The 14,123-nt window shown below is 33.1% G+C and carries 12 protein-coding genes; 5 read left to right on the top strand and 7 right to left on the bottom strand.

What is annotated here, in order from left to right:
* Position 1: 1 nt before the first annotated feature.
* From rplD to rpsL, 6 genes are all read right to left on the bottom strand, one after another.
* On the bottom strand, positions 2 to 631 hold the full coding sequence (gene rplD / locus MED152_RS12305; protein ID WP_015482221.1) for a 50S ribosomal protein L4: 630 nt from the start codon (positions 629 to 631) through the stop codon (positions 2 to 4).
* Positions 631 to 1,248 (bottom strand): 50S ribosomal protein L3, encoded by a 618-nt coding sequence (rplC, locus tag MED152_RS12300; protein WP_015482220.1) that lies wholly within the window; start codon positions 1,246 to 1,248, stop codon positions 631 to 633. The genes rplD and rplC overlap by 1 nt, the downstream gene beginning before the upstream one ends.
* A 292-nt stretch (positions 1,249 to 1,540) precedes the next feature.
* Positions 1,541 to 1,846, bottom strand: a complete 306-nt coding sequence (gene rpsJ, locus MED152_RS12295; RefSeq protein ID WP_015482219.1) for a 30S ribosomal protein S10 — start codon at positions 1,844 to 1,846, stop codon at positions 1,541 to 1,543.
* An 18-nt stretch (positions 1,847 to 1,864) separates the two neighbouring features.
* Positions 1,865 to 3,982: an elongation factor G gene (gene fusA, locus MED152_RS12290; RefSeq protein WP_015482218.1), complete on the bottom strand. Its 2,118-nt coding sequence runs from the start codon at positions 3,980 to 3,982 to the stop codon at positions 1,865 to 1,867.
* A gap of 5 nt (positions 3,983 to 3,987) precedes the next feature.
* Positions 3,988 to 4,467: a 30S ribosomal protein S7 gene (gene rpsG, locus MED152_RS12285; protein WP_015482217.1), complete on the bottom strand. Its 480-nt coding sequence runs from the start codon at positions 4,465 to 4,467 to the stop codon at positions 3,988 to 3,990.
* Positions 4,468 to 4,493: 26 nt separating this feature from the next.
* Entirely contained in the window at positions 4,494 to 4,868 is a 375-nt protein-coding gene (gene rpsL / locus MED152_RS12280; RefSeq protein WP_015482216.1) for a 30S ribosomal protein S12, read from the bottom strand.
* A 171-nt stretch (positions 4,869 to 5,039) separates the two neighbouring features.
* On the opposite strand from rpsL, the gene MED152_RS12275 reads away from it, so the two are divergent.
* From MED152_RS12275 to rlmB, 5 genes are all read left to right on the top strand, one after another.
* Entirely contained in the window at positions 5,040 to 6,704 is a 1,665-nt protein-coding gene (locus MED152_RS12275; RefSeq protein WP_015482215.1) for a POTRA domain-containing protein, read from the top strand.
* Between the two features lie 342 nt (positions 6,705 to 7,046).
* Complete coding sequence (locus MED152_RS12270) at positions 7,047 to 10,316, top strand: SusC/RagA family TonB-linked outer membrane protein (protein WP_015482214.1); 3,270 nt, start codon at positions 7,047 to 7,049, stop codon at positions 10,314 to 10,316.
* A 25-nt stretch (positions 10,317 to 10,341) separates the two neighbouring features.
* Positions 10,342 to 11,832, top strand: a complete 1,491-nt coding sequence (locus MED152_RS12265; RefSeq protein ID WP_015482213.1) for a RagB/SusD family nutrient uptake outer membrane protein — start codon at positions 10,342 to 10,344, stop codon at positions 11,830 to 11,832.
* A 65-nt stretch (positions 11,833 to 11,897) separates the two neighbouring features.
* A complete protein-coding gene (locus MED152_RS12260) occupies positions 11,898 to 12,632 on the top strand; it encodes a hypothetical protein (protein WP_015482212.1) in 735 nt (244 codons plus the stop codon).
* A 69-nt stretch (positions 12,633 to 12,701) separates the two neighbouring features.
* Positions 12,702 to 13,448, top strand: coding sequence for a 23S rRNA (guanosine(2251)-2'-O)-methyltransferase RlmB (gene rlmB, locus MED152_RS12255; RefSeq protein ID WP_015482211.1), 747 nt, complete (start codon positions 12,702 to 12,704; stop codon positions 13,446 to 13,448).
* Here rlmB and MED152_RS12250 read toward each other — a convergent pair.
* Positions 13,435 to 14,109 (bottom strand): rhomboid family intramembrane serine protease, encoded by a 675-nt coding sequence (locus tag MED152_RS12250; RefSeq protein ID WP_015482210.1) that lies wholly within the window; start codon positions 14,107 to 14,109, stop codon positions 13,435 to 13,437. The two genes, rlmB and MED152_RS12250, sit on opposite strands and share 14 nt — an antisense overlap.
* Between the last annotated feature and the right edge of the window lie 14 nt (positions 14,110 to 14,123).

Raw genomic sequence — 14,123 nt, 5'->3', positions numbered from 1 at the left:
CCTATTTGCTTAAATTTGAATTAATTCCTTCTAAAGAACCTTCTGTTATTACTATCTTATTAGCATTTAAAACACCATAAGTATTAATTTCTGAAGCTTTAATAACTTTAGAATTTTTTAAATTACGTGAAGACAAATAAACATTTGCATTTTCACCATCTAAAACAAATAATGATTTTTTAGCATCTAACTCTAAAGATTTTAAAACATCTACGAAGTTTTTTGTCTTTGGAGTGTCAAAGTTAAAATCTTCAACAACTACTAAATTCTTATCATTTGCTTGAATACTTAAAGCAGACTTTCTAGCCAAACGCTTTAAATTTTTATTTAACTTGAAAGAATAATTTCTAGGTCTTGGTCCGAACATACGTCCACCACCTCTAAAAACACCAGACTTGATAGATCCTGCTCTTGCAGTACCAGTTCCTTTTTGTTTTTTAATCTTTCTTGTTGAACCAACTATTTCTGCCCTTTCTTTAGACTTATGAGTACCTTGACGTTGATTTGCCAAATACTGTTTTACATCTAAATAAATTGCATGATCGTTAGGCTCTATACCAAATACATCTTTAGAAAGCTCAACCTTTCTACCTGTATCTTTACCTGTAATATCTAAAACTGCTACTTTCATTATTTCTGAATAGTTACAAAAGCGTTTTTATGTCCAGGAACAGCTCCTTTAACAACAAGTAAGTTCTTTTCAGCAACTACTTTTAACACTCTTAAGTTTTGTACTTTCACTTTCTCTCCTCCCATTCTTCCTGCCATACGCATTCCTTTGAATACTCTTGCAGGATAAGATGCAGCGCCAATAGAACCAGGAGCTCTTAAACGGTTATGTTGACCGTGAGTAGCTTGACCTACACCACCAAAACCATGACGCTTAACAACACCCTGAAAACCTTTACCTTTAGAAGTACCTGAAACATCAACAAATTCTCCCTCAGTAAAATGCTCTACAGTAATAGCATCTCCTAATTTATACTCTTCTTCAAACCCTTGAAATTCAACAACTTTTTTCTTAGCAGTTGTGCCAGCTTTTTTAAAGTGACCATCTAACGCTTTGTTAGAACTCTTTGCTTTTTTGTCATCGAAACCAAGTTGCAACGCATTGTAGCCGTCAACCTCTTCGGTTCTGACTTGGGTAACAACGCAAGGACCTGCTTCGATTACTGTACAAGGAATATTCTTCCCATTTTCATCAAATAAGCTGGTCATTCCAATTTTTCTACCTATTAACCCAGACATTAATTTTAAATTTTAAGACGATAGATTATTTTCCAGCGCGTCTATTTCTATTAATTGTTTGAAACAAATGTTTCTAATCTAGCCCTTTTACATTTCTGTAAAAAAAAAGCGTCAAAACAAATTCAACGCTGATTTTGTTTTTCCGTTTTTCCTTCGCGAAACGCTCTGGACATGTAGTTTTGATTTATTTATCACAAATACAAAACTTTACCCTACTCTATTTCGGGTTGCAAAAGTATAAAAAACTTTTGATTTAACAAAATCATTAAATCAAAAGTTTTTTTAGTAATACTTATACCTTAATTTCTACTTCCACACCACTTGGTAACTCAAGCTTCATTAAAGCATCAATAGTTTTCGAAGAAGAACTATAAATGTCTAATAATCTTTTGTAAGCAGCTAATTGAAATTGCTCTCTAGATTTTTTATTTACGTGTGGAGAACGTAAAACAGTAAAAATCTTTTTATGTGTTGGTAAAGGTATTGGACCATTAACAATAGCTCCAGTACTTTTAACTGTCTTTACAATCTTTTCAGCAGATTTATCTACTAAATTATAATCGTAAGACTTTAATTTTATTCTAATTTTTTGACTCATCTTATTTGTTTTAGTAGATTAACCTTTAGCAGCAGCAATTACTTCTTCTGAAATATTAGAAGGAGTTTCTGCATAGTGAGAAAATTCCATTGTTGATGTTGCTCTACCAGAAGACATTGTTCTTAAGGCAGTAACATAACCAAACATTTCTGATAATGGAACTATAGCTTTTACAACTTTAGCACCAGCTCTGTCTGACATATCGTTTACTTGACCTCTTCTTCTGTTCAAGTCACCAACGATATCCCCCATATTTTCTTCTGGAGTTAAAACTTCTAACTTCATTAAAGGCTCCATGATTTTAGCTTTAGCAGCTTTAGCAGCAGCTTTAAAACCTAATTTTGCAGCCAACTCAAAAGATAATTGATCAGAATCCACTGCGTGGAAAGATCCATCCTTTAAAGTAACTTTCATAGAATCCATCTCATAACCAGCTAAAGGTCCGTTTCTCATTGCTTCTTTGAATCCTTTCTCTACAGAAGGTACAAATTCTTTAGGAACGTTACCACCCTTAATTATAGATTCAAACTGTAAACCTTGAACACCTTCATCTGCAGGCTCCATAGTAAACACGATGTCTGCAAATTTACCACGACCACCAGACTGTTTCTTATAAACTTCTCTATGATCTGCAGATGCAGTAATAGCTTCTTTATACTCAACCTGAGGTTGCCCTTGGTTAACTTCTACTTTAAATTCACGCTTTAAACGATCTACAATTACATCTAAGTGTAATTCACCCATACCAGAAATAATAGTCTGACCTGAAGCTTCATCTGTTCTAACTGTGAATGTAGGATCTTCTTCTGCTAATTTACCTAAACCAATACCTAACTTATCAACGTCAGCTTTTGTTTTTGGCTCAACAGCGATACCAATTACTGGATCTGGAAAATCCATAGATTCTAAAACAATTGGATGTTTTTCATCAGATAAAGTATCACCAGTTTTAATTGACTTAAAACCTACAGCAGCACCAATATCTCCAGCCTCAATAAAATCAATTGCATTTTGCTTGTTCGCATGCATTTGATAGATACGTGATATACGCTCTTTTTTATTTGATCTGTTATTTAAAACATAAGAACCAGCATCTAAACGACCTGAATAAGCTCTAAAAAATGCTAAACGACCTACGAAAGGATCTGTTGCAATTTTAAATGCTAAAGCAGCGAATGGCTCCTTAACATCTGGCTTACGTAATTCTTCTTCGTCTGTATCTGGATTAACACCTACAATACCTTCCTTATCAATAGGAGAAGGTAAATAACGACATACAGCATCTAATAAGAACTGAACACCTTTATTTTTAAATGCAGAACCACAAATCATAGGTATGATAGCCATATCCATAACAGCAGCTCTTAAAGCAGCATGTACCTCTTCTTCAGTAATAGAATCTTCATCTTCCATGAATTTTTCTAGTAAGTTCTCATCGTAACTTGCTACTTCTTCTATTAATAAAGCTCTATATTTTCTTGCTTCTTCTTTTAAATCATCTGGAATTTCAATTACATCAAAAGTTGCCCCTTGTGTTTGATCATGCCATACAATAGCACGATTCTTCACTAAATCGATAATTCCTTTAAAACCATCCTCTTCACCAATATTTAAAACGATTGGTACAGCATTAGATTTTAACATATCTTTTACTTGCTGACAAACTCCTAAAAAGTCAGAACCTTGACGATCCATTTTGTTAACGAATCCAATTCTTGGTACTTTATAGTTATCAGCCAATCTCCAGTTTGTTTCTGATTGAGGCTCTACACCATCAACAGCAGAAAACAAGAAAACCAAACCATCTAATACACGTAAAGATCTATTTACTTCAACAGTAAAATCTACGTGACCAGGAGTATCAATAATATTAAAGTGATATCCTTTAGTTTCTGGTGTTGGTTGCGCGTTCTCTAATGGAAACTGCCAAGTACAAGTAGTTGCAGCAGAAGTAATTGTAATACCTCTTTCTTGCTCTTGCTCCATCCAGTCCATTGTAGCTGCACCATCATGAACTTCTCCAATTTTATGAGAAACTCCTGTATAATACAATACACGCTCTGTAGTTGTTGTCTTACCAGCATCAATATGTGCTGCAATACCAATATTTCTTGTATATTTTAAATTTCTAGCCATTTCTATTAAAATCTAAAGTGTGAGAATGCTTTGTTTGCTTCTGCCATTTTATGAGTATCTACTCTTTTCTTAACAGCAGCACCTTCTTCTTTAGCCGCAGCTAAAATTTCAGCTGCTAAACGCTGTGCCATGGTTTTTTCATTTCTCTTACGAGTATATAAAATCATCCATTTAATTGCCATAGACACTTTTCTGTCCGGTCTAATTTGCATTGGTATTTGAAATGTTGCACCACCAACTCGTCTTGAACGAACTTCTACGTGAGGCATTACATTAGATAAACCATCTTTCCAAATCTCTAAAGCTGATTTTTCTTCACCTTCTCCTTTTCTTTCTTCTACAATATCTAACGCATCATAAAATACTTTGAATGCTACTGACTTCTTACCACTCCACATTAAGTTATTCACAAAACGTGTTACTAACTGATCATTAAATTTTGGATCTGGTAATAAGACTCTTTTTTTTGCTGCTCTTTTTCTCATGTTTTACATTAAAAAAGTTACTAATTTTACTTTTTTGGGCGTTTTGCACCATACTTAGATCTACGTTGGGTTCTACCCTCAACACCTGCTGTATCTAATGCTCCACGTACCACGTGATATTTAACACCTGGTAAATCTTTTACCCTTCCACCTCTAACTAATACTATCGAGTGCTCTTGTAAGTTATGACCCTCACCTGGAATGTATGCGTTTATCTCATTACCATTTGTTAATCTAACTCTGGCAACTTTACGCATTGCTGAATTAGGTTTCTTTGGTGTTGTAGTGTAAACACGTGTACAAACTCCACGTCTTTGAGGACTTCCCTGCAAAGCAGCCGATTTACTCTTCTTAGTTATTTTGGTTCTTCCTTTACGAACTAATTGTTGAATAGTTGGCATACTAAATTATTACTGTTTTTCGTTTATAATTAAACTCTGCTCTTTTTTAAGAGTCCGCAAATGTACGATTAATTTCTAATTATTCAAATATCAGCAAGTTATTTTTTAAAAATGATTTTTTCGACCTGTTTTTCATCAAAACAATTACTTTTGAAAAGTATCCTTTTAATAATGAAGCAAAAAAAAAGTTTTATTCTATTTCTATTCTTAATCAATCTATTAAACCAAAATGGTATTTATGGTCAAAAGCTTGAACTTACAATGCGTTCTGCAAACAAGTTAGAAAATGAAATACTTTCTAAACTAAACTATCAAGCCAAGCACCAAGATTCAACTTCTGTAAAAAAGGAAGCTTTAAAGGTTTCTGCATATTTAAAAAACAAAGGCTACTTTTTAAATATTATAGATAGTATAAATTATAAAGAACATAAAGCAACTGTATATTTCTCCTTAAAAAAGAAAATAACAGCTATTACATTAAAAATAGATTCAAAGTACTCGCACCTTTTCGAAAAAAAGAGCCTTAACAATAATGAACTAGTAATAGCAGTTGACAAACTTCAAGATCTCTTGGCAACAATTTCTAAAAAACTAGATCAGGAAGGTAAATCTTTCTCAACGATTCAATTACAAAACATAACAATTATAAATCAAAACATCCAAGCATCACTTATAATTAATGAATCTAAGAAAAGAACAATTGATGCTATTGAAATTAAAGGTTATGACAATTTCTCTAAAAACTACCTTAGCAAGTACCTTAAGATTAAAAAAGGGATTATTTTCAATGAAGATGTTGTAGAAAAATCATCAAACTTACTCAACAAACTAAACTTTATTCAAGAAATAAAGGAACCTGAAGTTTTATTCACAGAAGACTCAACAAAACTTTATTTATATATAAAGAAGAAACAAAACAACAGTTTAGATGCGCTTGTAAATTTTGCTACAAAAGAAAATGGAGATTTTCTGCTCAATGGGAATATAAACTTAGAACTAAATAATATTCTCAATTCTGGAGAGCAATTCAAATTATTTTGGAACAGAATTGGAGAAGAAAGACAAGAGTTTGAACTTTCAACCAAAATACCTTACATTTTTAAAAGTAAAATTACATCTGAACTCAATTTTTCACTTTATAGACAGGATAGCTCATTTACAAACGTAGCATTTAAAACAAATTTATTTTACAACATCAATTACAAAAACAAGATATCTACTTTCTTCAGTTTCGAAAATTCTGAAAACCTAGAAACAGAAAGTAATGACATTTTAGATTTTCGCAACTATTTTATTGGTTTAAGCTATGAATATAAAAATGACCAAAATGAATATATTAAGTCAAACAAGTTCAACCTCAATCTTTCATTCGGAGTTGGACAGCGAAAAAGCAATTCGGAAACCAAACAGCAATATCAAATAAAAAGTATAAGTTCTTATTTATTAGAACTAAATAGTAGGAATAACATTTATCTAAGAAATGAAATTGGAATCTTAGAATCTAAAAACTATTTAATTAACGAATTATATAGAATAGGAGGAGCAAATTCCATAAGAGGTTTCAACGAGCAAAGTATATTTGCAGAACAATACACCTATTTTAATGTAGAATATCGTTTAAAAACAAGTACACAGTCTTATCTTTATAGTATCACAGATCTAGGAGGCTATGTTCAAGACAACAAAAACAACTCCTTATTGAGCTTAGGTCTTGGATACTTATTTGGGAACGATAAATACACCATTAATTTAGCACTGGCTGCAGGAAAATTCAATTCAGAGAAATTCGACGTTGAAAACACAAAATTTTTGATAAGTTGGATAAATTATTTTTAACAATGTGTTAAATTTTCTGTTCCAAACAAAAATTCCCTCCAATAAGCACCTACAAAATTAACTTAACAAACACACTTACCAACAATAACCTATAAAAAAACCTTTCCAACTAACCCAACAAATACAACATCTTAAACTCTGTTTTTCAAAGGCTTACATACTGTAATTCACCTTAAAAAAAGACTGTTAAAATATTAATCCATACTTTGTCTGAAAGGATATTGAATACTTTTCGTCTATTAATGAGATAATGAAATTATTTTAAAGAAATTATTGTTAAAAAATTGTTTTTTTAAGTTTTATTTAAGACTTTTGGCATTAATTAATTCAAATAATTATACAATGAAGACAAAGTTTAATGGAATTTTAACGCTATTACTAGCGTTTGTCGTGCAAATATCCTTTGCACAAGAAAAGACTATTTCAGGTACGGTTTCTGATGAATCAGGAAGTCTACCAGGAGTTAGTGTTATAATTAAAGGAAGTACTAAAGGTACAGAAACTGATTTTGACGGTAAGTATTCTATTCAAGCTAAAACTGGAGATGTTTTAGTATTTAGATACTTAGGGTACAAAGCAAGTGAAAGAACAGTTGGATCTTCTAACGTTATTAACGTAAAGTTAGCAGAAGATGCAAATGTTTTAGATGAGATTGTTGTTGTAGGTTATGGTACTTCAACAAAACAGGCATTCGTTGGAACAGCGGCTGTAGTAAAGCAAGAACAATTAGAGGTGAAAAACTTCTCTAACGTTTCTCAAGCTTTAACTGGTGAGGTTGCAGGGGTTACTGTAATTAATAGTTCTGGTCAGCCAGGTACTGTTGGTGCAATTAGAATTAGAGGTTATGGATCTGTAAATGGTAACAGAGCTCCATTATATGTAGTAGATGGTGTACCTTTTTCTGGTAGTATCAACTCTATTAACCCAAGTGATATTGCTAGTACAACTATCTTAAAGGATGCAACTGCAACTGCAATTTATGGTTCTAGAGGTGCAAACGGTGTTGTATTAATTACAACTAAAGGTGGTAGTGCTTCTAACTCTTACATCGAAATTGATGTAAAAACAGGTGTTAACGACCAGTTAATTCCAAGATATGACGTAGTAACTGACCCAGAAGAGTACATTGGTTACGTTTGGGAAGGTATTAAAAACAGAGGTGTTGTAACTGGTAACCCAGATCCAGTAGCATTCGCTAACGCAAACTTATTTACAAACAACTATGTTGCACCAGGATACAACATGTGGAATGTAACTAGTGGAGCAGATTTAATCGACCCAACAACTGGTACAGTTCGTCCAGGAGTTACTAGAAAATATACTCCATTAAGATATGCAGATGTTGCATTTGATTCAGCGATTAGAACTGAAACTAACTTAAGAATGGGTGGTGGTAATCAAGATACTAGATATTTTGCTTCTTTCGGTTACTTAGATGATAATGGTTATTCTATTAACACAGGTTATAAAAGATACACAACTCGTTTAAACTTAACTAGTGATGTTAAGCCTTGGTTAAAATTAAACAGCAACATTGGTTATGCATATTCAGAGAATATTGCTAACGGTCAAATTGCTGGTTCTGAGAACGTATTCGAATTTGCTGATAAAATGGCACCTATCTTCCCAGTTTTCTTAAGAGACGATAATGCACAGTTAGTACCAGATTTATTTTATGGAGGTTTCCAATATGACTATGGTTCTTTGTCAGGATTAAGAGATAGGCCAAATGCAAATGGATTAAACCCAATTGGTTCTGCTAAGTATGACTTTAACGGAACTGATCGTCATGAAATGAATGGTAACTTCTCAGCTACATTCAAATTCACAGAAAACTTATCTGCAGAGATAAGATATGGTGTGCAGTATGCAACACAAAAGAACAGAGACTACACGAACAAATTTTATGGTGGTGGTCAAGCAACAAGTGGAGACATTACAATTAATGACTTCTCTAGTTTAACACAAAACATTTTACAGATCGTTAAGTATAACAATACTTGGGGTAATCATTCTTTCGATGCTTTAGTAGCACATGAAAGTAATGACTTTGAGCAAAATTTCGCTTCAGCTTCTAAAGGATTACAAATTAGTCCATTCTTATTCGATTTAGATAACTTTCAATCAAGTTTAGGTTTACCTTCTGGTTCTACAAGTGGATTTACAATTGAATCTTACTTTAGTCAGTTTAACTATAACTTCGATCAGAAATATTACTTCTCTGCTTCTGTAAGAGCAGATGGTTCTTCAAGATTCGTAAATGACAAATGGGGAACATTTGGTTCTGTTGGTGCGTCTTGGATTGCTAGTAATGAAGATTTCTTACAAGACAGCTTTATTAGCTACTTAAAATTAAAAGCTTCTTACGGTATTACTGGAGATCAAGCTGGTGTTGGATTCTTCTCAGGATATAACACGTTTAACGGTGGTAACTTAGGTGGTAGTATTTCATTAGCTCCTGGAGCAAATGGTAACCCAGATTTAACTTGGGAAACTACTAATCAATTCCAAGTTGGTGCTGAAATGAGTTTTGGAAAGTATTTAGATGTAAACTTAGATTACTATAACAAATTAACTGATAACTTAATCTTTAACCGTTTTGTAGGGCCATCTCAAGGTATCTCTTCAATTACTGTAAATGATGGTGAATTAGTGAACAAAGGTTTTGAATTTGATGTTACTGGACACTTAGTAGATAGTAAAGACTTTACATTAGATTTATCTGTAAATGGTGAAATTGTAACTAATGAAATACTTACTATGCCATTAGATCCTGCAACAGGTGAGCCTCAATTATTGACTCCAAGTGGATTTTATGCAAGATCAGAAGGAAGATCTATTTTTGACTTCTATATGAGAGAATGGGCTGGTGTAGATCCTGCTGATGGTGCTCCAATGTGGTACCAGTATTATGATGATGTGAATAACAATGGTGTTTTAGATGCTGGTGAACCATCTTCATACTCTAGTGGTTCTTGGGTTCCTGCAGATCCTGCAGTAGTTAACAATACTGGTTCTATTGTAGAATACCAAATTAAAGTTCCTGGTGCTAATATCCAGAAAACTGTAACTAAAACTTATTCTGATGCATCTGATGTATACGCAGATAAATCAGCAATTGCTGATGTAAGAGGTGCTTTCCGTTTATCTGGTAAAGTTGGTAACTTCAACTTTGGTACTCAGTTTACATATAGTTTAGGAGGTTACGCTTACGATGCTCAATACGCAGAATTAATGTCTGATCGTTTTGGAGCAGTGGGTAACAACTACCACAAAGACATCGCTAACAGATGGCAAAATCCAGGAGACATCACTGATGTACCTGCTTTAACAGATAACGCGATTGTAAATGGTACTTCTACTTCAACTAGATTTATTACATCAACAGATTTCATTGCATTAAACAACGTTAATATCGGATATAACATACCAAAACAATATTTAGATAAAATATCTGTACAAACAGTGAACATTTGGTTCTCAGCAGATAACTTATTTAATGCTACTGCACGTCAAGGTTTCTTACCAAACACAAGTGAGTCAGGAAATTCAGGACGAAGATTATATGCACCAATGAGTACAATGACATTAGGTGTTAGAGTGAAATTTTAATAATAAAATTTAAATTTAAAAAAACATGAATAAATTAATTAAATTCGGATTACTCTCTGCATTAGCGATATCAACAGTTAGTTGTGGAGACGATTTTCTAGAGAAGCCAGCCCTTGAAGGGTCAGCTTCTTTAACCTCTGCTCAGTTAGAGCAGGCATCTACGATTGACCCTGAGGTTACAGGGGCATTAATGGGTGGTGTATATTCATTAACATTTACCTTCGGTTCAGGAGGTACATCAGGGCATGATGATTTTGGTCACAAGTCTTATGATATCTTTAGTGATATGTTATCAAGTGACATGGCTTTAAGTACAAGTACTTATGGATGGTATAGAGCATCTATTACTGAGTACCAAGCACCACAAGATTTTACATTTGGAGACAACAGACAAGTTTGGAGATACTACTACAGAATTGTAAGAGGTTGTAACGAAGTAATTGATGGTTTAGGAGGTACAGATATTACTCCAGAAAGTGCTGCAAATAAAGCAATTATGGGTCAAGCAAAAGCTTTACGTGCTCATTCTTACTTTTATTTAACACAGTTCTATCAAAAAGAGTATGATGGTGCAGAAGAAATTCTACCTATCTACAGAAGTGCTACAGACTTAAATGGTCCTAAAGTAGCTGCTTCTGAAATCTATGACTTAATGGAGCAAGATTTAACTGAAGCTATCTCTTTATTAGACGGTTTTACAAGATCTAACAAAACTGAGATCAACAAATCAGTTGCTCAAGGTATTTATGCTTATGTATTAGGTGCTAGAGGAACAGACTATGCAAAAGCATATAACATGGCTAAAGCTGCTATCAGCGGATATTCTTTAATGAGTTCTTCTGAAATTACAGGTGGTTTTAACAATGTAAATACTCCAGGATGGATGTGGGGTGTTGACTTAAACGATGAAATTGGTCTTGGATTAGTTTCTTGGTGGGGTCAAATGGATTACTTCGCATACAGTTACCCTGCATTTGGAGATGCTAAATCAATGGATCAAGATTTATTTGATGCAATTCCAGCAAATGACTTCAGAAAAGATCAGTATGTAGATAACCCAGGAGCTTATACTCACTTAATGCCATTAAACAAATTTTACAATGCAGCTAGAACACGTTATGGTGTAACTAGAATTGTACAAGATGATTATGTTTACATGAGAGTTGCTGAAATGCACTTATTAGCTGCAGAATATGCTGCTTTCTCTGGAAACGATGCTCAAGCTAGAACTGAATTAAAAGCTTTAGTTAGCCAAAGAGTTCCAGATGCATCTTACATAGATGGTTTATCAGGTCAAAGTTTAAAGAATGAAATTTACTTACAAACTAGAATAGAACTATGGGGAGAAGGTAAAAGTTACTTAGCTATGAAGCGTAATAAAGCAACTGTTACTAGAGGTTCTAATCACTTATCTTTTGTAGGTGCTTCAATTCCTTACAATGACGAGAGAATGACTTTCGAAATTCCTGAAGGAGAGATTCAATTTAATCCTTTTATCTCTACTCAGAACAACTAATATTTAATTATTTAATTGAATAGGAGATGTAAAAGTCTCCTATTCTCATTTTAAACGCCAAAAAAATGAAACAAATAAAACTTTACACATTACTATTTTTAAGCATTGCATTATTCACAGGTTGTGAAGAAGACGTTGAAGCACCTGGAACTCCATATGCTTCTTTCGAAACTTACTTCTCAAGCGATGTAACTGTAACTCCTGGAGAGAGTTTAACAAAATCAATTAGCGTATTTTCTGCAAACATTACTGGAGAAGACAGAACTATCGATTTAACTACTTCTGGAACTATTTCAGCTGCATCTTATTCAATGCCTACTTCAATTACTATTCCTGCAAACTCAAATGAGGCAGTATTAGACATTACTTTTAATGAAAATGATCTAGACATTATTGTTGATAAAACATTAAGCATAGATATGGTTGCTGGCGGAGATATTATCGTTGGTGATGGAATTACTTTAAACGTAGCTAAAGGTTGTCCTTCAGGACAAGGTAAAGCTAAAGTTGCTGTAACTTTAGATGCATATCCAGAAGAAGTTTACTGGAGAATTGTTAATACTGATACTGGAGCAACAGTTATGGCTAACGCATCTAGTCCTGCTTATGGAGGATATGCTGGCCTAAGTGGTACTCAAAGAGATGCTGCTTGTTTAGCAAATGGTAACTATAGAGTTGATATCTTCGATCAATATGGAGATGGAGCTGGTGCATTTGAAATCACTGTAAACGGAGTGCAAGTATTTGCTACTAACGGTGCTTATGGTGGTGGTACATCTAGTACATTTGTTGTAAACTAAATAAAACATTACAATATTTTAAAAATCGTAATCAATCTGATTACGATTTTTTTATTTAAATAAAATACATTGACAGAAACTACAAACATTTTCGGATTAAGAGCAATCATTGAGGCAATAGAAAGCGGATCTACTATCAACAAAATATACCTACAAAAAGGCTTGAGAGGTAGTTTGTATTATGAACTAGACAAGTTAATTAAAGATTCTAAAATTGCTACAAGCACTGTACCTGTAGAAAAATTAAATAGACTATCTAAAAACAGTAATCATCAAGGTGCAGTTGCACAAATTTCACCAATCGATTTTTATGATTTAGAAACCCTATTGGATGATACCTTAGAAGCAGAAAAAGTACCTTTCTTTTTAATTCTGGATCAATTATCTGATGTAAGAAATTTTGGAGCTATTATTAGAACTGCAGAATGTACAGGAGTAAATGGTATTATCATTCAAAAAAATGGAAGTGCACCTGTTAATGCAGAAACTATAAAAACATCAGCTGGAGCAGCATTCAAAATGCCAATTTGCAAAGTGGACCATATTAAAGACGCTCTTTTTATACTTCAAGCTTCAAATATAAAAACCGTGGCTGCTACTGAAAAGACAGATAGCTCAATTTACGATGTCAATTTTAATCAACCTATAGCTATTATTATGGGCTCTGAACATAGGGGAGTAAATCCCTCTGTTCTAAAAATGGTTGATTATAAAGCAAAGTTACCTTTATCAGGAAACATTGAATCATTAAATGTTTCTGTAGCTTGTGGTGTTTTTCTTTATGAAACTGTTAGACAAAGATCTATTCTTTCATAGTTGTGTCACTTTCTTCTGGGTAATCTGGTTGAATCAAATTTCCTTGATCATCAAAAAGAAGATCAAAATCTGTTTTACTGAATTCGTATTCTTTTTTAACCAATCCGTTTTTACGATATATAAAAGCTAGGATTAATCCCACAACAAATCCTGATAAATGACCTTCCCAAGACATACCGTCTTTAATGGGAAACACATACCAAATCATACTACCATAAAGGAAAATCACTATAAAAGATAGCGCCACTAATCTATAGTGCTTTCTGATTATTCCACTAAAAAACACAAAACTAAAAACCAAGTATACAATACCACTAGCTCCAATATGGTAAGAATCTCTTGCTATAGCCCAAGTTGTAAATCCTGTTAACAATCCTCCAATAAGTAAAATTTTGAAAGCAATATTTCTGTAGAAATAAAACAGACTGCTCAATAATACAAATAAAGGAATTGAATTATTAAATAAATGACTTGTATTGCTATGTAAAAAATGGGTAAATAGTATACCTCTTAATCCTTTAAGTGTTCTTGGAAAAACACCGTATTTATTTAGATTAAAACCATACTTTATTTCCACAATATAAATACCCCAAATTATTAGGATAAACAAAGATGGTACTAAAAATGGTGAAGTTTTATTTCGTAATTCCTCATCTTGCATATGCCAAAATATAC

The sequence above is a fragment of the Polaribacter sp. MED152 genome, from assembly GCF_000152945.2.
Taxonomy (GTDB): Bacteria; Bacteroidota; Bacteroidia; order Flavobacteriales; family Flavobacteriaceae; genus Polaribacter.
The sequence above is the reverse complement of the archived record's forward strand: the minus strand, read 5'-3'. Positions and strand labels throughout refer to the sequence as shown.